The sequence below is a fragment of the Tenuifilum thalassicum genome, assembly GCF_013265555.1.
Lineage (GTDB): Bacteria > Bacteroidota > Bacteroidia > Bacteroidales > Tenuifilaceae > Tenuifilum > Tenuifilum thalassicum.
This window is the reverse complement of record NZ_CP041345.1, coordinates 2327105-2349963: the sequence shown is the minus strand read 5'-3', so window position 1 is coordinate 2349963 and position 22859 is coordinate 2327105. Positions and strand designations below refer to the sequence as shown.

Below are 22859 nucleotides of genomic sequence, written 5' to 3'. Positions count from 1 at the left end.
TTCCAAAATATTTACTACTCAATTCTTAGCGCTTCCATTGGGTTGAGCTTAAGTGCCCTACGTGCAGGCCATATCGACGAAAGAATACCTGTAATAATTACCAGAACGGTAACAAGTATGTAGTTTGTTACAGTTAGCTCGGGATAGATTACAGATGCGTAACCAATAGCTTCAAGCCCTTCGGCCCACATGCTAAGGTCGACTCCTGTGTGTGAAAGTATTTTTATAAATATAAAGCTAAGCGCTAGACCAACAACTCCTCCAGTAAGTGTTAACAAAACAGTTTCCGCCATTATCATTTTAAAAATCTGTAACTTTTTCATTCCAATGGCCATAAGCATTCCAAATTCTCTGAATCGCTCTAAAACGCTCATCATCATAGTGTTGATTATACCAAAAGCAAGTGCAAAGAGGAAGATAACCACATAAATTAGCCCCATAAAATCGCCAAAGGCTGCATATAGTGCAATCTCAGGTGAGATTTCTTCCCAGTTTTGAATTTTTAGGTTTTTTAATGTGCTTGAAAGTTCTTTTGATAAGCTTTTGGCAACATCGTTATCGGTACATTTAATTGCAATCTCGTGCACATAACCATTAGGAATTCTAGCGTTTCCCGATAGCACATTATAGTCAACAAATGCCATGCGAGAGTCGAAGGCTGTGTTTGATGTTTTGTAAATTCCTCTAACTCTAAACATGGCGCTTTTTAGTTCACCACCTGCTGTTTGAAAGGTTAGTATAACAGGACCTCTTAATCTAAAGGTGGCTAGGGAATCTGCAATTCTATCAGCCCATTTTTCAAAGGTTTTATGGGGTAAATTCTTCTTTAGGTCTCTTATCAACGTTGCCCTATTCCTGTAACGTTTCCCATTTAATGGCTCAAGGTGCTTTGGGATTGACTCGTCTAGCACTGCTAACGAACTAACTGATTTTTCATTTAGCACAAAGTTTACAAGTTTGAGCTGCTCCGCTGCTTTCTTGCCAATAACTATTGAGGGAACTCTATGGTTGCCTTCGAGAAAATTCCCCATTATAATGGTTTGTGGTATTCCACTAATCTTACGCTCGTCGCGGGGCTTAACGCCTAGCACCATAAGACCAGCGCTTGCCCTGTCCGATTGGGCCATGGCGTAAAGCTTTATGCGTTGGCTATATCCTGTTACATTAGGTGCTTTATCTAAAATGTTTTTAACGGAGTCAGCAGCAAATACCTTGTCAACCTCTTCGTTCAATAGGAAATCGGGTTGATGTATTTGGATGTGCGATATCTCATTATTAATGCTATCGTTCATGCGCCCTTTTATCCAACCATTTAGCAAAGCCATGGTTGAAACACCGCTCCAAAGCCCAATGGCAATTGCAGCAACTACAACCATGCTTCTGGTTTTGTTACGCCAAATATTTCGCCAACTTAATGATAGTAACATGCTTTTATTATTTTTAGTTGATATTAAGGGGTTACCTTTTAATCGACTCAGCTACTTTTAGTTTTGAAATTTTTCGTAATGGATAGATGCTTGCCAGTAAAACCATTAGAAAAACTGATACTCCCTGCCATGTGATATAGGAGCCAAAAGGAGCCATTGGCATAAGTGGTTCAAAGCCCATGTCCATCATCCATTTAGCCAGTTCTCCTGTTAGTCGTATGGGGTGAATGTTATAGTAGTGTATGATTGGTAGCCCAACTACATATCCTAAAGCAATACCTATGAGTGCCATGATAAGCATTTCCAGAAATATTGTTAGGAACAGTTTAGACCTTTGCATCCCTACAGAAATTAGAACAGCAAATTCGTGTATCCGCTCATGAATCATCATGACTACCGTACCAAATATTCCAAAAAATACCACAAAGTAGAGTAAGAATAAGAAAATCTTTCCGCTCTGATTATCGCTTTCAATTTGTTGAACAAGAACCTTGTTTAGCTCTTTCCAGGTCTTTGATTCAAGTTCCGAGCCCATTAAAAGTTTGCTAATGGAGTCGTTAGTTGCGGTAAGCATCTCATCGGAAGTGTTGTCAAGATTTATGGCATAGTAGGCTATTTTGTTATAAGCCGATGTGAATTCTTGGGTTTGGTTAATAGGCATGTAAACAAGTCTGTTGTCGAGTTCAGGGTTTGGTATTCGAACAATACCGCGTATGGGATAAAGCCCTGCTGCCGAACTTCCATGATATCCTTGACTAAGTAGTATGAGCGAATCGCCAACTTGTGCGTTAAGGAATTTTGCTAATCTTGATGAAATTACAACACCATTATCGTTGGGTGTTAAGAATTGCCCCTCAATCTTTGAGAGTTTTAGGATTTCCTTAACTGCTTCTAATGTTATTGGAAGGTCGTCGAAGATAGAAACAAGTTTTGTCGAATCTACGAAAGCAGTACCTATGTTGCCTTTTAGGATATCAGCTATTTCGTCTGTTACATTAAACCTTGATATAACAGAGTTTGCTGCATCTTTGTTGATAATGTAGTGAGCGATAAACTGTTCGGGATTAGAAAATGCCTTTTCTTTATTGATGTCAATCCCAATAACAAGGACACCTTTAGTAATATTGCCTGATGATGCCAGTGCAAAGGTTTCAAGCCTTGATGTAATCGATTTTACATTTGGGATATTGGCTATTTGCTCAATTATTGATGAGTCATAATCAATCGTATTATCGAGCGAAGGGTCAAACGTGTAATCGGGATGTTGAACTCTTATGAAGCCATAGTACTGCTCAATGGCATTTTTAATCATTAAAGAGTATGTGCCAAGCTGAAACGAACGCATAACGACAGCTAGTAGTACTGCAAAAAATATGCTTGAAACGGTTATGGCTGTCCGACGTTTGTTCCGCCAAAGGTTTCGTTGTGCCATTTTTAGGAAGCTCATAGTCCTGCTTTTTTAGTGTTATTACCTAGCTTGGGTTAGGTTGCGTAGTGAGAAAAATGAATCGTTAATGTTGATGTTGAATTCTATTTTATTTAGCTCCACTATGGTTTTGTTGCCAGGTTCTTCGGCAGGTAGTAATTCGTAGACAGTGGGAATGGTTCGACCTCCAATCTGCTTTATCTGGCTTGCCAGTTCAGTCTTAACAAGGATTTGATCTTCGTCGTAGTATTCCGATTTAAGAATCAAATAGTGTTTTTTTGTAATCCACATCACAATTTTACCCCAAACTACAGGTGCATTGGGTTTTGGTAGTAGGGTGATTTTCCAGCACTCTTCCCCGTCAATATTTTCAGTTCCTGTAATAGAGTGAATATAGTCAACCACAATTGAGCGTTGGTTAAGCAGGTCATCGTTAGTGAAGTCGGAGCCCATCCAGCCTTGCGATAACATGGAAGGAGGAAGTTTTACGGTGCGGTTTATTGTAGGATTCCAGCTCCACATCTCGCGTTTAATCTTTAAAAAAGCCTGTCCCTTTTCTTTTGCAGGATCGGTAATATATACCAGTGATAGTTCTGTGCCCTTGCTCCAACTTTTAAAAGAAATGGAACGCTCCCATTTAGGACGTACAATTCGCATGGTCATCTCGCTATAGCTCGATTTTTCACCTCGCATTTTTTCGTCTGCTTTCCGAACAATGTCTGTGGCATTTTGCGAGAGTGCAGCCCATGCATTAGTTAAAATCAGTATTGCTGAAAGTAGAATCCTTAACATGGCTTTTTATTTTTTTGTGAGTTGTTGTGTATATAGCGTTTTATTATTTCGTTTTTAATCCCCTCTAGGGGAAAGTTCTCGTTCATGATGAAATTTATTACAATACCATCGGACATGGTGTGAAGAAGTAAATATTCCATTTCGGGGTTTTCAAATCCTTTCCTTTTAAAGTAATCAATTAATGCTTTTACCATAGCCTGGTACTGTTCCTCGAATTTATTGTAGAAATTAAAATCGAAAACATCAGGTTGAAGCATCACCGAAAAGTATAGCTTCCAGTAGTTTCTTTTCTCAACAATTTTTTGGAACATGTCGTTAATAAAGAGCTCCATCTCTTCATCGGTGAGTACCCCATCATGGTTAGCATCGAACTTTTCTATTAAATCGTTCATACCATGCATAACCAATTTGTATAGCAGGTCTTCCTTTGATTCGAAGTAGTTGTAAATTAGTCCTTTTGCTATGTTAGCCTTTTTGGCTATATCGGCAATTGTGGCAGTATGATACCCCTTGTGTGCAAACACATCAAGTGCTGCTTCCATTATTTGAGCTATCCTTTGCTTGCGTATTCCTTCGTTCTGTTTATCGTTTCTTGGCATAATTATGATTGAACGGTCAGTCAAAAATATAATTGGTCAATTCATTTTCAAAATTTTTTTGCATTTTTTTCAAAAAAAGAAAAGGCACTTCGTGTTAGGAGTGCCTTCATCTTGTTAGTAGAGAGTAAAATGCTAACGATTTATAATGATTTTGAACGATGCTTTGCCAGTGTTGTTTGATATTTGTAAAATATATACTCCAGGTTGTAGGTGATTAATGTTTATGTTAGTGCTGGAGCTTAAAGCAAACTCTGTTTTTGTCTCATAGACACACTGTCCAAGCGGGGATAATAACTTGAGGGTGTTTTCGATGGGGGTTGGTGTCTTGATTCGAATGGTTAAATTTTCAGAGGCAGGATTAGGAAATATGTCTATCTCTCCGTTCAAGTTGTTTTCCGTTACGCTTAATGGCCAGGTTATTACGATTGTGTCGGATGCAGTACAACCGTGCGAATCGGTTATGGTTAACCAGTATTTACCCCATGTGTTAACTGTAATGGTAGGACTGGTTGCCCCTGTATTCCAGTTGTAGGATACTCCTCCAACGCCAGAAGCAAGCTCGTAGGGTAGTTTAACGCGTAGGGTGTCTGCCCCATCCCCAAGTTCCAATGATGGCGTATTGTAGATTTCAACATTGAATTGGCTAGGTGTTCCTGAGATATTATTAAATTTTGCAACAAAATTTAAAGTGTTGCTTCCTTGAGGTAGATTTATTTTTTTGGAAAAGGTGTATTCTTTAGTGTCATTTGTTTCAAATGGGGAGTCAAAGCTAACCTCTTCCGTAATGTTTTGGTTGTTAACATTTAGGTTTAATGTTATTGTTTCGTTAGCATCAACTGTTTTGCCCCCCTTGTTTGTTAATGTAACTGTAACATCATCATCCTTGCCATCAAAACAATGGTTTGTTGGGTTCTTTAAAGCTGTTACTTGAACGTCAAAAGTTTCGTTGTAAATTATGTAAACATCATCGTACCCTTTGCATCCTTTAGCATCGGTCACAGTTACGGAGTATTCTCCTGTGGCATCAACATAGTAGGTCCTGTTTGTTGAACCATCGTGCCAAAGGTAAGCGTAAAAATCGCCAGGGTCTAGAGTTATTGGTGCAGTTATGGTTCTGTCAGGGCCAAGGTCTACTATAGGAGAAGGATTAACTGTAATTTCTTTTGATGCGCTGCTTGTGCAACCGTAACTATCGGTATATGCATATGTAATGGTGTGATTGCCTGCTCCTGCTTGGCTAGGGTAGAAAATGTTACCTACAACTGTGTTCCCCGACCATGTACCGCCTTCGGGGCTTGCGCCTGTTAGCGTTAGTTCGCTTTGCGACGAGCAAACCGGGGCGAAATCATTTATGGTAACATTTGGTGCTTGTTGGAAAGTAATTGTTTTGCTTCCTGTATCGCTACATCCGTTTGCATCGGTTACGGTAACAGAGTATGTGCCTGATTCTGTCACCTCTATTGTTTGTGTTGTTGCACCAGTGCTCCAACTGTATGATGGACTGTTATTATAATCACCTGCGTCAATTGTTACGGTAGTTCCGTCACAATGAACTTCATCGCCTCCTAAATCAACCAGAATATCAGGATAAGCAGTTATGGTTGTCACAATGGTATCGTTAGAGGAAACCATATCGTTTGCCCAAATGGCCCATACCTTAATATTATAATCTTTGCGGACGCTAAAATCCATTGTGTTGGTAAAAGGAATAGTCAGGGTGCTTTGAGGGTCCATGGTTTGAGGTAGGGTGTATTGTTCGGTTGTGGTTTGCCCATTGTGCTCAAACCCTAGTGTGATGTCTGTTCCGCCAGGAATTACCTTGTCACCGTTATTCCTTATCTGAATTTCAACAGGCTCAGCACTCCCCATATTACATCCAGATTTAGGGTTGTTCAATGCTGTAACCTCTATATCGTCTAAGATTAAAGTGATATTTATTTCATCGGAAGCGGTACAACCGTAGTAGTCGGACACGGTTACGCCATAAGTACCGCTTTGGTTAACAATAATTGTTGAGTCGGTGCTACCAGTTGTCCACGAGTAACTATCAAAGCCACTTCCAGCCTTAATGGTATCAGTAAAAGCATGAACTTCACGATCTGGGCCTAGGTTAATTGTAGGGTAACCTGTAGAGGTTACAAATTTGGTTTGTACATTGTTGGTATAGGTTACCTCCTCAAAATCTAATGATTTAACTTCAATCCTAATTTCTGCTTGGTTTGAAATGGTTGCCTTTGCTGTAAGGGTAATGTCTTTTACATTCTGATAGTTTAATGGCTCAGTTAAAGTGATGGTTTCTGTTGACATCAGGTTTCCATTAATCCAAGCCTTAACCTCAATTCTAGAACCAGCAGGCATATCTGGTCCAAGGTTTTGCAAACGGAACTTAACGTCATATTCGCCATTTAGCTCGCAGCTATTTTTGGGAGAAAGGACTTGTATTAGGTTGATGTCGTGGTATATTACTTTCATGGTGTCGGCCGATGAACACCCGTGTTCATTAGATACTTTTACGTGGAATAGGTCTTGTGAGGGGAACCCTAAAATTGTATAATTTGAATATGTAGAACCATCTTGCCATAGGTAGTTGCTGCAATCGGCAGAGTAGTTTGGTGAAATGGTGTAGGTGGATGTAGGGGTAAAATGCTGACGAAGTGTATCTGGAATAATTTCAACGCTAGGCGATGGTACTACAGTAAAGGTTGTGCTTTTTGAATCGTTGGTTGGTGTTAGATCGCCTGTTACATTGGTCGATACTACAATTGTATGTTCTCCTTCAGGTAGTTGTGTAAAGTCGTTCATTTCAATGGTTACCCTATCGCCAGGGGTTAAGTCCGATTCAAGAGTAAATGTTTGCTCATAAGTTCCCTGTTCGGTAGTTACCTTAGTGTTAATGATAGTCCCTGCTGGGTAAACATCTTGACCATAGTTTTGAATTTGAGCCTTTACCTTAAATCCTTCGGGAGAGTAGCAGGTTGCACTAGAGGGGCTCTCAATGCTGTATACGCCAATGTCTTTTGTGTTAATAAAGATTGAAGTTTCTCCTGTTCCGCACCCCCAACTGTCGGTAACTAAAACCTTGTAATGCGCTGAACGGGTATTGTAGGGTATTCCACTTAAACTTAAACTTTCAGATGTTTCGCTTAAGGTTTCCCAGGTAGATGTTCCATCAATTTTCCGTTCCCACTGGTAGCTATTAAATCCATTGTCAACACTTAATGTAATCGTGTCAACATTGCTTGTGGAAACAGTATCGGAAAGACCAAATGATATTTCAGGTACACCATATGTTGAAACATTGATGCTAAGGGTATCGTTGTCTTTATCAATGTCATCCTGGTATTTGGTATAAGCGGAAATGGCGTAGTTCCCCTTTTGGCTTAGGTCAATAGTTCCAGAAAATGTAAACTGATAGGTGTCGTTTGTTGTCCAGCCATTGCTGGGAGTAAAGTTCTCAGAAAGTACCTCTTGCCCATCAATGCTTATGCCAACGTTGAAACTTTGACTACCGTCAAATGGAGAGTTCCCAAAATGTTTTATTGTTACTGTTGGGCTGATTGGGTCGGGGTGCGAACATCCGCTTGTAATGTTGTCGATACTTATTATTCCTACATTCTTGTCGGATTGAATAACCTCAATTGTATCATGAGCTTGGCAACCCCTGCTATTAGTTACTGCAATTGCGTATAGTCCATAGCTAACCTCCGTGGCATTATAAGTTTGTGTTGTTTTACCAGTAGACCAAGAAGACGCTGTAGCGGGGATTTTGGTTTTCCACTGATAGGCGCTGTAGCCGCTCCCAGCATCTAATGTTACTGTGTCAACTTGTAGAGTCCCAATATCTGCACCAAGTGTGTATCCTGGCATTCCATAAACTTCAACTTGTGTTTTTAGCGTGTCGTTAGTTCTATCCCTATCTTCTTTAATGTTAGTGTAGATATTAACTTGATAGAACTTGGCTTTGTTGAAGTTGTGCTTAAATGTTGTGGTGTATTCTAAATTGCCATTTTCCCCAATTTGAGAAGCTAGTGTAATGGTATCTTTATATGAGAGTCCATCTATTTTTGCAACTATTGGTATTTTTAGATTGGCTGGCAGGGGTTTGTAGCCGTAATTTTTTAAGGTGATATTTAAGGGAACCTTTCCAATTTCGCAGGCATCGGTGGGTGCGTTGAGTTGTGAAATGCCTATGTCGTATGGTAGTTCTTTGATTACTATGTTGTCAATAGCTACACCTTCGTAGTTATTTGTTGCGTTTGATTTAAAAACAAAACGCAGCTTAATATTTCCGGCAAGTAAAGCATCGTTTGGAAGTAGTGTTGATGCATACTTAAAGTTTTGAGTGTTTTTACTCCAGCCAGCAGTGCCAAGTGCGGTTACTGTTGGCGTATCGTACCAATTTTGTGAGTAGCCTGGATGAGAGTTTAGTAACTGCCAAGTAGCTCCGCCGTCTATGCTGTATTCAATGTTAAAACCATCAATTCCTTCTTCAACTTGCATCATGAAATAAAACGACAGTATGGGATAGTTAAGGCTTGATATGTTAAAACATGGGCTTTCTAGTATTGATGTTTCATTGGGATTATGGCTATACTTTAAGTTTGTTACCCAAGCATTCACGCCATCATAGGCTTTGTTTAGGACATTGCCCTGCGGCTTCCCCCACGCAATTGTGCTGTTGGTGCCGTGTCCATACCAGTATTGAGTGGAGTTTTCAAAGGAATAGCTTATAGGAGGCTCAACAGTTGGATAAACAAAGAACTTTATGCTAAAAGCATCATTTGTGTTATCCTCATCATCTGGGTGAAAGGTTTTAACGACAATGTTTTTTAACCCTGGTGTGCTTAAATCTGCTTTCTGATTAAAGGTAAGCTCAACTTCACCCTCAAAGTCAACAGTTGGGTTAAACGATTCTCTAGTAAAGGTGCTTCCTCCGTCTAACGAATATCCTACCTCAAAGGGAGTGTTAATTTGGCTGCCACCAAAGTTCTTTACCTTAACTTTTACTTGCTCCGCGTTTGTTAATCCACAATATGGTTTTGGCGATACAAGTGAGGTTACTCCTACATCACTGGCAATGAAATCGCCTGTAACAGCAAAGTTGTCGATATTCCAGCCTCCGTATTCAGTGGAATTATCGCTTGTGTCAATACTTATTTTAACCCAAACATCTTGCTTGCGAGTTGCTAGGGTTGAAATGTTGTGGGTTGTGGCTCTCCAACTTTTATCAAGAATGAGGTTGTTGTTATTCCATATTGGTGTCCATGAGTTTTTGTTGTCGTTGCTAACGTAAATTTTTGTTTTATCAAAATAGTCAATATTTAGCCATCGTTTGTATTGTATTTTTAGGTCTTGATAGTATTTTGCATTTACTGGACCTATTATTGCCTCATGCGGGGAGTTCTTTTCAATTCCCGCAGGGTAGTTGCCATTAAGGTTAGTAGCAAGAATCTTTGCTCCGTTGTAAGTGTATGTGGGGTCGTTAATGCCAGAGCCTGTTGGTTCTCCAATCTCCCACGAGCCACTTAGAGTCCAATTAGATGTGCTGGACTCAAAGTCGTCTGTTAATAGCGATTCTGAAATAGTGTATTTCCCAGAAGGGTTTAATGCTGATGACGGATAGGTTGAGCCACTTATGGTGATTGAATTAGGCGAAAGCATTAAATCAAGCTCATCGCCATGGTTTGCACTTTGGCTAATGTCAGCAGCAATAAATATGTAGTTTTCTCCAGTTTGGAGTTCTTGTGTGATGTTAGATAGTGTAATGGTGTTACCTGAGACATTTACTGTACATGAGATTTTATTTTTGGTAACGGTTACAGTGTCGGTTGAGTAGAATAGCTGCCAATTTGATATGTCACTTATTGATGTGCCAGTAAATGTTGCATTAATGTTTGAGAGGTTAAGCGTTCCTGTATTTCCTTTAACTATTATTTCAATGGCGAAAATTGGGTTTGCAGGAGTTCCAGATGGGATATCCTGGTTGTTTTGTAATGCATTAATACTGTATACAACTCTTGGAACGTTGCCGCGCTCAACAACTTCAATGTCGTCTAAGCAAACTCCCCATCCCCAATTAGATATCCCCTCAAATCCTATCTGGCATTTGGCCGACTTTGCCTCTTCGGGTAAGATTATTTCGCGTTTCACCCATCCTATTGTTGCATTGGGATATTCTATAAGGTAAACCCAGGGTGAGGTGGGACTTAGCCTATAGTACACTTTAAGCATGTCATTTGCCCCCCACGATTCTTGTGCGTGCCAAAACTCTATGACGGGCTTTGTGGAAAACCTCAAATCTATTTCAGGGGTGATGAGTTTTGTTGAAGGGCCTACCTGTTCCTGCTGGAAAAGTGCATTATAACTACCTGAATGGGCACTTGAAGGATGATGATATGTTGGAGCACTCGATGATGCATATCCTCCGCTTTGATATCTCCAGAACCTATTCCCTGAAACTCTTTCTTCTGACCAACCGCTTGGCTTAACTCCTCCTTCAAAATCTTCAGATAAGTACTTTGTTTGACCAATTGCATTAAAGGATAAAGTTAACAACACAAACAACAATAATCGACTCATAACTCATATTTTATTAATCTGCAAAATTCTGTTTTTTTTGTTTAATCTAAAAGTAAAAGTATTAAAGGTTTCGTTTTAAAATATGTTTTATAACATAAATATAAAATGCGATTTTTATGAATCGTTGAATATTCAACACTTTTGGAAGTTGTTAAATGATAACAGGCTTATTGATATTGATTAGTATCATCTAAATCCATATTTTTGGTTCGTTTTTAATGTAAATTAAGAAGATGGTGTTGAGGAAGATTTCTACTGCTACTTTTGTGTTGTTTATCCTGTCCTTTTTTTCTGATTATAAGGTAAATGCGCAAACTGATACGGAGTTTTGGTTTAGTGTTCCCGAAATAAATCGTTACCATTGGAATGGAAACGAGTCTTCTCCAGGAAATAAGGGTTATCCGGTTTTTCTTAGAATAACAACAGGTACTCTTGCAAGTAGGGTTACCATATCGATGCCTGCTAATGCTGCAGTTTTTAATGGAGGAAGCCCTTTAGTAATTGACATTCCAGCTAATCGGACCTATACTATTGATTTGGCTGCTTTAAATCTAATAGGTGATGATAAGACCACTCCAGCAACATCTATCGAGAACAGGCTTTTATGGACATCTTCGAATACTGCGATTCCTAATCCCTATATCAATAAAAATAATAAGGGTTTGCTTATTGAGGCAACCTCCCCAGTAACCGTATACTACGAGATTAGTGCTATCTATAATATGGAACTGCTTGCCCTTAAAGGTAAGAACGCATTGGGGAGAACCTTTTATATTCCATTCGAGACCACTTATGGTATTTCACAATATGTAGCAAATAATGCTAACTATAAATACCGACCCTATAATTCATTTGAGATTGTTGCTACGGAGGATAATACCGAAATTCGCATTACTCCTACAGCCGATGTTTTTGTTTATCCAAGCGGTTTCAAACCAGCAAATGTCCCATTTACCATTTGGCTCAATAGGGGGGAAACAGCAATAATTGCACCCTACAAAAATGACAGTCAGGTTGCATACAAGGTTGATCCTAACAAAACGCTAGCAGGAACCAAGGTGGAGGTAGTAAGCGGCGGTGATATTGCAATAAATACCCGGCACGATATGGTTAGCCCTGGGGGTGGTGTCGATTTTGTTGGCGATCAGCTAGTGCCTACTGATCATATAGGAAACCACTATGCTGTTGTGCGTGGAGTTTTAGCCGATACCCAAGAATACGTTTATGTCTTGGCTACTGCAAATAATACCAATGTAAAAGTAAATGGAGTGTCGGTAGGAACTATAAATGAAAGAGGGGTGCTGCCTGTTCAAATCCCTTCAGCAAATCTTATTACAACAATTGAGACCGATAATCCTGTTTACGTTTTCCACCTATCGGGTTTTGGGAATGGTACTCAAACTCAGGTTGCTGGTGCAATTATTCCAACCATTTCTACATGCACCGGCTCTTCTCGTGTGGGTTTTAATAGGACTAAAGCCGACTACGATAATGGGTATGGATCTAAGTATTATGAGTTTTACATGAATATTCTTGTCCGCAAGGGTGCCGAAGATGGATTTAAACTTTACGATAAAAATGGTAATGATGTAACTGGTATTATCCCTGGGCTTAATGATCCAGCAAGCTATACAGATGTGGGTACCACTCCTCCTTTCGATGAATGGAGGTATGCACGGTTTAAAGCAGATAATATACAAGCAGGTGTTGATGAGGCTTACTTATTGGAAAACACAAAGGATGTTTTTCACTTAGGTATTTTAAACGGACATCCAAATGCTGATGCTTTTTATGGCTATTTTTCCGACTTTAATACCTTTAACCCCGATGCTTTTGTCGTTGTTAACGAGTCACAGGGTGGTAAAATTTGTTATGGCGATTCAAGGCAGCTATATGCTAGCGGAGGTACTCACTACCTTTGGTCACCAAGCGATTTTTTAGACGATCCTGCAAGTCCTACCCCTGTTGCTACGAATATTACTCGTTCTTTAAAATACACAGTTACAGTTAGCGGTGCCTGTGGGCTATCCGATACTCGCGAGGTTAACTTTTTGGTTTCTGATCCTATATATCCAGGTTTTACAACCGATCACTTTGAGGGTTGCTCACCGTTTCAACCTACAATTATTAATAATGCCACGGGTGCGGCTCAAAGCTGGTGGGATTTTAATAGCGATGGTGATTGGAACGATCCAGACGAGGGTTTAAATAACTCTCCAACTTTTTCTGTACCTTTTACTAACAATGGATCGGATACGTTACGATATACCATTACACAAATGGTTGTTGATGCTACAGGTATTTGCCAGAAAACTTTTTCTAAGGATATTTTGGTTTACCCTTTCATTGATATAAATCCTGTTCTGGATGCCAAATCAAACCCCGACGATTGCCATCCGTTAACTGTCGATTTTAAGGCAAACCCAATTGGGAATAGCGGTACCGCAACTTTTCGATGGGATTTTGGCGATGGCGCAACATCTTCATCGCCCGATCCTACACATACTTATTACAATTACGACCCCAACCCAAAGAATTTAAATGCTCAGCTCACAATTACCGATAAGTATAACTATTGCTCTGTAACTAAACCTGTACCTGTTACTATTCAGCCATATATAAGAGCAAGTTTTGCAGTTGACAAGGTTGAAATCTGTTCTGGTGAAGCTATACCTATCATTAATAATAGCACGGGTGGTATTACAAATACCTATTGGGATAAAGATGGCGATGGCACTTTTGAAAGTAGCGATCCTGGCAATTGGGTGTTTAACAGAACCACAACTACAACCGTTGGTATTAAAGTGCAAAACGCTGGTGGATGTACAAATACTTTTTCGCAAACCATTACTGTTAACCCAACGCCATATGCCGATGTTGCTATTGCAACTCAAGGCGATGTGACCTGTTCGCCTTTAGCGGTTAATCTTAGCGCAACAAACATTACTAATGGTAGCACAATTGAGTGGATTCTTTCAGAGGGTGGTAATTCTAATGTAATTTCTACTCAACCAACAACCACGTATAACATTCAAAATTACGATGCATTTGCCCATAATTACGATATTCAGTTTCGTGCCCTTTCCGACAAAGGATGCCAATTCCTTTCTAATCCAACTCCTGTTACTGTTCAGCCTTTTGTAGATGCCGATTTTACGGTTTTAAATAATACAAACTGCTCCCCAGTTGATCTGAGTTTTGATGTTCAGAAGTATGCAGGTATTAGCGAATATCGATGGGATTGGAATAATGACGGAACTATTGATGCTACATTTGACCAAACTACTCAACAGGATGTTTTTACCCGTCAAGAGGTTAACCAGACGGGGGCAATCAGCAACTTCAAACCAAAACTTACTGTTGTTAACCTTGCTGGTTGTACTCGTTCTAAAGAACTTGACACGCCAATTCCAATCTATCCAGAGGTTACTGCCGACTTTAGCCTACCTACAGGTCCATTATGTAACCCTCAAACACTAACTCTTACGAACCTTAGTGAGTACTCGGGAGGTGGTGTTTTGAATAATGCTACCTATAGCTGGAGTTTTGGCGATGGCTCCACATCTAACGAACGCGACCCTGTACACTCATTTAATAATGTTACCGAGAATAATAAGACATTTGATATCACTCTAGTTGCTAAATCGGAACATGGCTGTTCTTCACAGCCTGTAACAAAGCAGCTAACTTTATATCCATATATTAAGTCGGAGTTTAGTATCGATAATCTTGTTGGTTGTGCTCCGCATGATTATAGCATCTCGCTTACTAAGTATCCTGGAATATCATCTTATGAGTTCGATTTTGATGGCGATGGCGGCTATGATCAGTCGTTTACTTCTGCTACAGTACCTAAAACTATTCCTCACACTCAGGATAACCTAACCGGAACAGAACAGCTATATGATGTTACTCTAAGGGTTTCTAATTCCGCAGGCTGTACAAACGAGTCTAAAATCCCCGTAAGGGTTTACCCTGGCGTTACAGCAAGTTTTACACCCAATTCCGATCAGGTTATTTGCGAGGGAGCTTCTGTTTCATTTAACAGCACTAGTATAGTTAATGGAACGGCAACTCACCCTCAATACGTTAATTGGGATTTTGGCGATGGTCTCACATCAACTAGTAAATCAGTTAGTCACACTTTTAATAATGACGATACCCAAAACGATAAAACATATACAGTAACTCTTACCGCCTCTAATGTTCATGGATGCTCCGACACCGAAACACTTGATGTTACTGTTCACCCTAAGCTAACCAATGGCTTTACCATGCAAATGAGCGGTGAGTGTACGCCGTTTGATGTATCATTTACGCCTACTGGAGTTGGTGCAACTTCATACGAATGGTCGTTTGGTGGGTTATTCCCTAATGAAACCCGCAACAATTCTACACCTTTTACCTATCAGGCAGATAATCCTGATCCCGATAATATTTCAACCCATACAATAACCCTAATAACCTCAAATGCTAATGGAGCTTGTGTTAGTCAACCTGTTTCTAAAACCCTTAAGGTTTACCCACGTTTAGTACCTCAGGCAGCATCACTTCAACAATTTGCCTGCCCAGGTAGCCCAATTACCTTTACTAATAGTTCTACTGGTGGCGATTTGGTGTATACATGGGATTTTAAGGATGGTCAAAGCTATTCAACAGATTTGCAGGATAATTTTGACCATTATTTCGATAATAGAACCTCTACCGACAAGGTATTCACAGTTTCGCTTACTGCGTTAAATGCAAATGGATGTGAAAAATCTGTTGATGTGCCTGTAACTATTCATCCTAGGGTCGAAGCAGATTTTACCATGACCTACGATAGCATCTGTGTTCCTTTTGATGTTAAGTTTACCAACACATCTCTCAATGGCTCAACCTTTAGCTGGGACTACGGGTATACTCTAAATGGTGTGGCTCAACAACAAGTAACATCTAGGCCCACTCTTGAACATGTTTATACCTTTGATAATGACCAGCCCAATACAGTTTTTAAACCAACTATTACTCTCACAGCAACACAAAACCACTCAAATAGTGGCCTAACCTGTCGTAGCACTATTCAGAAAGAGTTTATTGATATCTACCCAAAGGTGATAACCTCTTTTACTCCAAGCATTAACAGAGGCTGTAACCCATTATCTGTTGATTTTACTAATAATTCAACAGGACTGGGATCTTACTTGTGGGATTTCGGTAATGGCAAACAAACCGATCAAGAGAATCCTTCTGGAATTACATTTTCCAATAGTAGTAAAGAGCAGCTAGCTAATTATACTGTTTGGCTAAAAGCAGTTAATGCTATTGGCTGCAGCGATAGTACAAGCAGCACAATTACAGTTAATCCTAAAATGGTTGCCGATTTTACATGGGACAAAACAGAAGGTTGTTCTCCTGTTACAGTTGGATTAAATAACGTGTCAACTTCTCCGTTGTATCAGTATAACTGGGACTTTGGCGACGGCCAAACATCATCCGACGAACAGCCATTAGCGCATGAGTATATTAATATCACTCTAAACATTGATAATCCATCAATTACCCTAACCACATCGTATCGCGACGATCCTACCTGTTTCGATGTTAAAACATTACCTTTAAATATTTACCCTCGCATCTACCCCGATTTTGACGCAAATTTTGCAGGCTGTACACCTCATCGTGTTGAGTTTGTGAACCAAACGCAGGCCTTTAGCTCTAATAATGAGTTTATATGGAAGTTTGGAAATGGTAATCATAGCTACGAGTTCGAACCCGTTGAGGAGTACAAGAACCCCGATACAAATAACGATAAGACATTTACTGTAACCTTAACAGCGAAAAGCGAACATGGCTGCGTAGATTCTGTAAAAAAAGATGTTACAGTTTATCCACGACCTTATGCAGCAATGGAACTGACTGGCGATTATATCTCATGCCCTCCTTTCGATGTTGAAATACAGAATAATACCTTAGGAACGAACCTCACCTTTACATACGACTTTGGAGATGGTACCGATAGCATTACCACTTTGCATGATAATATGCTGCATCAGTTTGATAACCTCGACAGTAATCCAGTTTCTTATCAAATATGGCTGAAGGCTGTAACCCCTCACGATTGTGCCGATTCTGTTTCGCAGACAGTTCAGGTCTTCCCTAGGGTGATTGCCAACTATGATGTGAGCCCAGGCTATGAGAACTGTAGTCCACACGAAGTGAAGTTCAATAACCTCTCTACAAATGCGAAACTCTTTGAATGGGATTTTGACGATGGGTACACATCATCTTCAACTAATCCAACACAAACCTTTTTGAACGATACCGAAAACGACAAGGTTTATAATGTTCGTTTAACAGCTCTCTCAGAGTACGATTGTATCGACGATACCGTTAAGCAGATAACCATTTGGGCTACACCACAAGCACTAATTGGCGTTGAGCCTCCTTTAAAAGAATTTCCCGATAATACCTTTTCTATAATTAATGAATCATCTCCTGCTGCCGATTCCTGGACATACAATTGGTATTTTGATGATAACACAACTAGTACTGAAAAAAATCCTGGAACTCATACTTATACTCGTTGGGGGCATAAGGAGAAAGGCTTTACTTATGATGTTTCCTTAGTGATCAATAGCCCCCACTGTAAAGATTCAACATCAAAGGTTGTTTATCTAATGCCTCCTAAGCCAATTGCCGATTTTACCCAAAATAAGGCAAATGGATGTGCCCCTCATGAGGTTCATTTCGTTAATAATTCGCTCTATGGCAACGATGATGGTTATGAATGGGATTTTGATGATGGTACACCTCCAGTTAAAGAATTCCAGCCAGTTCACACATTTACAGAACCTGGTTATTACAGGGTTAAACTGAAGGTGACTGGAGAAGGTGGTGAGAGTTTCGATTATGGAATTATAAGAGTTTACCCAACTCCAAAAGCCGACTTTGTTGCATACCCTCAGCGGGTTATGTTACCCGATGCCGAGGTTCGATTGCAAAATCTTACAACCAACTGTGATTCTTGTACATATGATTGGGATATGGGAGATGGAACACAGTATTTAGATGTTAAAGATCCTAACCATATTTATAAAGAAATGGGGGAGTATAGGGTATCACTTTGGGCTTCTCGTAAGTATCCCGATGCTGTATGTATCGACTCCATATCAAAATATCCTGCAGTATGGGTTGAAGGTATTGGTTACGTGAAATTTCCAGATGCTTTCAAGCCCAATCCTAGTGGTCCAAATGGCGGTTCATACGACGATCATGATATGACAAACGAGGTTTTCCACCCGATTCATTATGGCGTAGTTGAATATAAATTGATGATATTTACTAGATGGGGAGAACAAGTATTTACATCTAGAGATGTGAACATTGGTTGGGATGGTTATATAAATGGTCGCCTTGCTGAACAAGGTGTGTACGTTTGGCGTGCAATTGGTAAATATACCAATGGTAAAGTGTTTGATAAACGAGGTACAGTAACTTTAATTAGGTAGTTAAAATGTTTCGAAGGTTTCTTTTATGTACTATTATATCATTTGCTCTTAACATTGGAGCATGTGCACAAGATTCGCATTTTACTCAATTCTATTCTAATCCTATGTATTTGGGCCCATCTTTTGCAGGTGGGGTTCCAGGACAAAGAGCAGTGGTTAACTATCGAAATCAGTGGATTGGCGTACCGCATGGGTTTCAAACATATGGAGTTTCGTGGGATTATAATATGACAGCCTTTAAAAGTGGGGTGGGGTTAGTTGCTCAACGCGACCAGGCAGGAGTTGGGAACTTTGGTAATACCCGCATAGGAACTCTTTATTCCTACGACTTCACTCCTACGCCCGATATTCATATTCGTCCTGGTTTGGGCTTTTATGTTCAGCAAATCTCACTAAACTTTTTCAACCTTACATTTGGCGATCAGTTAGCCTTAGATCCTGCACCGCCAAGTTCGCTAATATATCCTGGAAAATCTTCTGTTTGGGATATTGATGTGGCTACTTCTGTTATGGCCTATTCCTATAACGCTTGGTTTGGGGTTACTTGGGACCATATGCTTCGACCCGTTAACTCATTTTATAACGACGATGCACGAACTCCATTTAAGTTTTCGGTTTATGGAGGATATCGCTACATTACCAAAGGGTTCCTAATGAGCAAGATAGAACAAAGTGTAACAGCCGCTTTTAATTTTAGAGTACAGGGTGAGTATAAACAGCTCGACTTAGGTTTCTATTTTATGAACGAACCCTTAAGTTTTGGATTTTGGTGGCGAGGTATGCCTAAAGGTAAGGTGAATAAACGAATCGATGCATTAGCTTTTATGATAGGGTACAAATTCGACAATATTAGTGTCGGTTATAGCTACGATTTTACTATTTCACGTTTAGGTATTGGCTCTGGTGGTTCACATGAACTTTCCGCATCTATCTTGTTAAAGACAATTGCCAGAAAAAAATGGAAGGCTTTACCTTGTCCCACTTTTTAATGTTTTTTGCTGATTTCCACCTCGTTCCCTTGTTGTTCTGAAATTGTTTTCTGGGGTTTAAACTTTTACTAAAATAATTTGTTTAGTTTTGCAATGACTTTGGGGGTGCCCGTAGGGCTGAGATCATACCCTTTGAACCTGATCCGGATAATGCCGGCGAAGGGAAAAAGAGTTCCAACATCTCAAATTTTCCCCCTTTATAGTTATTCAGGTTGTTTGGCTTTACGTCATGCCTGTATTGTGTTTAACTATTTAAAGGGATTATAACCATGAAAAAAAATGTTTTAGCGTTTCTTGCGCTTATGCTCGTTGGTGCCTTGCAAACTAGCTGGGCTGAAAATCTTGGATTTTCTATTTATGGTAAGGTAACCGATACAAATGGAAATCCACTAGTAGGCGCATCTGTAATTTTAGAGAACACCTTTTTGGGAACCTACAGCGGGGTTAATGGTGAGTATCGTTTATCACAAGTTAAAGAGGGGAACTATACCATTATTGTTAATTATCTTGGTTTTGAAACCTCGAGGATTAATGTTAAAGTTGATAAAGATGTTGAACTTAATATTCAGTTAAAGCAGTCTTCTCAGTACCTAGATGCTGTCGTGGTTTCGTCTACTCGAGCTTCGAATCGTATGCCAATTGCTCAAACCACTTTAAATCGAGAACAAATCCAAAAGCTAAATACTGGTGGAGATACCCCTTACCTATTAGAAATGTTACCCTCGGTTGTTATTTCGTCCGAGAGCGGTATTGGGATTGGTAATACCGCATTCCGTATTAGAGGAACCGACCCTACTAGAATAAATGTTACAATTAATGGTGTACCATTAAACGATGCTGAATCGCAAGGAGTGTATTGGGTCGACTTGCCAGATTTTGCTGCTTCGGTTGATAATCTCCAGGTGCAGCGCGGTGTTGGCACATCTACAAATGGTGCTGCTGCCTTTGGTGCAACCGTGAATTTTCAAACTAATACTTTAACTGAAAAACCTTTTGCTGCCGTTGATTTTCTACAAGGTTCATTCAATTCCTGGAAAACATCTGCTAGAGTAGGTACAGGGGTGATGGATAACGGTTTTAGTATGGAAGGTCGTTTCTCTCAGCTCCACACCGATGGCTATGTTGAGCGTGCTACTTCCGACCATCGCTCCATGTTTATTACAGCAGCGTGGCATGGCGAGAACAGCCAGATTAGAGCAAATATTATTCATGGCGAGGAACATACCGGTATCACCTGGGAAGGAACACCCGATTACATGATGGAAACCAATAGACGCTACAATCCTGCAGGTGAATACGTAGATGATGACGGAGTTACACGTTATTACGATGATCAGAAGGATAACTACTGGCAAACACATTACCATTTGATTGGAACTCACTCTTTCTCAAATAATTTAACTGCAAACATTACGCTTCATCTTACAGATGGAAGAGGTTACTACGAGGAGTATAAACCAGATCGTAAGCTCTCAAAGTTTGGACTAACTCAATTTACTGTTCGCGATACCGCCATAAGTAAAACTGACTTTATTCAACAGAAGTGGATGGATAATCTCTTCTACGGTGGAGTTGCTTCTCTTACCTATCGCCTTAATAATCTTAATGTTATTGTTGGCGGTGGATGGAATCAATACGATGGCGACCATTTTGGCAAGGTGCTTTGGAGCAAAATAAATATTGGTCTACCTAATAAGTACGAGTGGTACCGGAATAATGGTTTAAAAACCGATTGGAATGTTTTTGCAAAATCAATCTGGCAAATTAATGATGCTTTATCTGTTTTTGCCGATGTTCAGTACCGTGGCATTGAGTATAAGCTTGAAGGAATCGATTCCGACGTAATGCCTCTCGACCAAGATCATAGTTGGAGTTTCCTTAACCCAAAATTTGGATTGACATATCGAATTAGCTCTGCTCATGAAGTTTACGCTTCCTATGCTGTTGCCCATCGTGAACCTGCTAGGAGTGATTTAAAAGATGCTCAAAAGGGTTCATCCGACTTTACTCCTAAACCTGAAAGGTTGAACGATTGGGAGTTAGGTTATCGTTTGCGTTTACAAAACCTCTCTGTTGATCTAAACTACTATTACATGCTTTATAAGGATCAGCTTGTTTTAACTGGTGAACTAACCGATGTTGGTTATGCTAGAATGACTAATGTTCCAAATAGTTACAGGACTGGTGTTGAGGTTTCGTTATCTTATAAACCTGCAGATTGGTTAAGAATTGATGCCAATTCAACTTTTAGCAAGAACATTATTAAAGATTATACGAATTATGCAAATCTGGTAGATAATCCTAACGATTGGAATGAATTGTATACACCTGTTCCTGAAAATCTGGGTAACACTACCATTTCCTTTTCACCATCCATCGTTTCTGGATCACGTGTAACGTTCTACCCTTTACCTTCTGTTAGCTTCTCATGGGTGGCAAAATATGTTAGCCGTCAATATATCGATAACACTGAAACAAAAAGTAGAAGTTTGGATCCGTATTTCGTAAATAATGTTGTTTTAGAATACAGGACTAAAAAACAGTCAAGTCATTCCGCTTATATTCAGCTAAGCGTTAACAATATTTTAAATGAAAAATATTCGGCAAATGCTTGGGTGTATAGAACGTTGTTCCAAAGTGGAGATCCCGAGTATGTTCTTATTGGCTACTATCCACAAGCAACAACCCATTACATGCTGAAATTTGGAATTGAGTTTTAGTATAAATCAATTTAACCCGAGCCCAAACCCAGCCCTGCTGGCTGGGCTCCTTTCTTTTTTTTAAATAAATAACTGCTACTTAATCAAGTCTTTAAACTTAAATTTGAATTCTTGGATTTATCTTTTTTGTCTTTTAACTTAAAATTTATCTTTAATCCTTTACTTTTAACCTTTATCCTTTAACTTTTATCCTTAATCCTTTAACCTTTATCCTTAATTCTTTAACCTTTAATCTTATTCAATGTCTTGGATATCAAATAACTATATCGAACTGATTGGAGCTATCACTGGCTTAATTTACCTTTATCTGGAAATTAAGCAAAAAGTCTGGCTGTGGCCATTAGGTATTCTTACCTCGGCATTTTACATCTACATATTTTATGTTTCGAAATTTTATGCCGATATGGGATTGCAATGGTATTACCTAATAATCAGCATTTATGGTTGGTACCACTGGTTGTTTGGAGGTAATGCCAATTCAAAAAATTCTTTACCTGTAACCAATACTCCTAAACGGTTTGTTGTTCCGTTGGTGGTTGCCAGTGCTGTGCTTTTTGTTCTGATTCGTTTTGTGTTGACAACCTATACCGATTCACCTGTTCCAACTGGCGATGCCTTTACTACTGCATTAAGCATAACTGCAACGTGGATGCTTGCAAGAAAGTATATTGAGCATTGGTGGATCTGGGTAGTTGTAAACTCGGTCTCGCTTATCCTTTATATTTATAAGGGGTTGTATCCTACATCTGTTTTGTTTTTGTTTTACACTATTATGTCCTTTGTCGGTTACTCGCAATGGAAAAATGAAAAAAAATGTAATTAAACCTTGAACATTAT

At 39.5% G+C, this 22859-nt stretch carries 9 protein-coding genes and 1 riboswitch; of the genes, 4 read left to right on the top strand and 5 right to left on the bottom strand.

What is annotated here, in order from left to right:
* Positions 1-14: 14 nt before the first annotated feature.
* The 5 genes from FHG85_RS09760 to FHG85_RS09740 form a co-directional block, all read right to left on the bottom strand.
* Complete coding sequence (locus FHG85_RS09760; RefSeq protein WP_173075353.1) at positions 15-1427, bottom strand: ABC transporter permease; 1413 nt, start codon at positions 1425-1427, stop codon at positions 15-17.
* 31 nt (positions 1428-1458) lie between these two features.
* A complete protein-coding gene (locus FHG85_RS09755; RefSeq protein ID WP_173075351.1) occupies positions 1459-2874 on the bottom strand; it encodes an ABC transporter permease in 1416 nt (471 codons plus the stop codon).
* Positions 2875-2895: 21 nt separating this feature from the next.
* The gene (locus FHG85_RS09750; protein ID WP_173075349.1) at positions 2896-3645 is read right to left on the bottom strand and encodes an outer membrane lipoprotein-sorting protein; all 750 of its coding nucleotides are present in this window, start codon (positions 3643-3645) and stop codon (positions 2896-2898) included.
* Complete coding sequence (locus tag FHG85_RS09745) at positions 3639-4244, bottom strand: TetR/AcrR family transcriptional regulator (protein WP_173075347.1); 606 nt, start codon at positions 4242-4244, stop codon at positions 3639-3641. The genes FHG85_RS09750 and FHG85_RS09745 overlap by 7 nt, the downstream gene beginning before the upstream one ends.
* A 132-nt stretch (positions 4245-4376) precedes the next feature.
* Positions 4377-10823: a T9SS type A sorting domain-containing protein gene (locus FHG85_RS09740; RefSeq protein ID WP_173075345.1), complete on the bottom strand. Its 6447-nt coding sequence runs from the start codon at positions 10821-10823 to the stop codon at positions 4377-4379.
* A gap of 233 nt (positions 10824-11056) precedes the next feature.
* Between FHG85_RS09740 and FHG85_RS09735 the strand changes: the two genes are divergently transcribed.
* The 4 genes from FHG85_RS09735 (at position 11057) to pnuC (ending at position 22845) form a co-directional block, all read left to right on the top strand.
* A complete protein-coding gene (locus tag FHG85_RS09735; RefSeq protein WP_173075342.1) occupies positions 11057-18313 on the top strand; it encodes a PKD domain-containing protein in 7257 nt (2418 codons plus the stop codon).
* A 5-nt stretch (positions 18314-18318) separates the two neighbouring features.
* Entirely contained in the window at positions 18319-19302 is a 984-nt protein-coding gene (locus FHG85_RS09730) for a PorP/SprF family type IX secretion system membrane protein (protein ID WP_173075340.1), read from the top strand.
* A gap of 91 nt (positions 19303-19393) precedes the next feature.
* Positions 19394-19485, top strand: a riboswitch (TPP riboswitch).
* Between the two features lie 86 nt (positions 19486-19571).
* Positions 19572-22022, top strand: coding sequence for a TonB-dependent receptor (locus FHG85_RS09725; RefSeq protein WP_173075338.1), 2451 nt, complete (start codon positions 19572-19574; stop codon positions 22020-22022).
* Between the two features lie 241 nt (positions 22023-22263).
* The gene (gene pnuC, locus FHG85_RS09720; RefSeq protein ID WP_173075336.1) at positions 22264-22845 is read left to right on the top strand and encodes a nicotinamide riboside transporter PnuC; all 582 of its coding nucleotides are present in this window, start codon (positions 22264-22266) and stop codon (positions 22843-22845) included.
* The last annotated feature ends 14 nt before the right edge of the window (positions 22846-22859 follow it).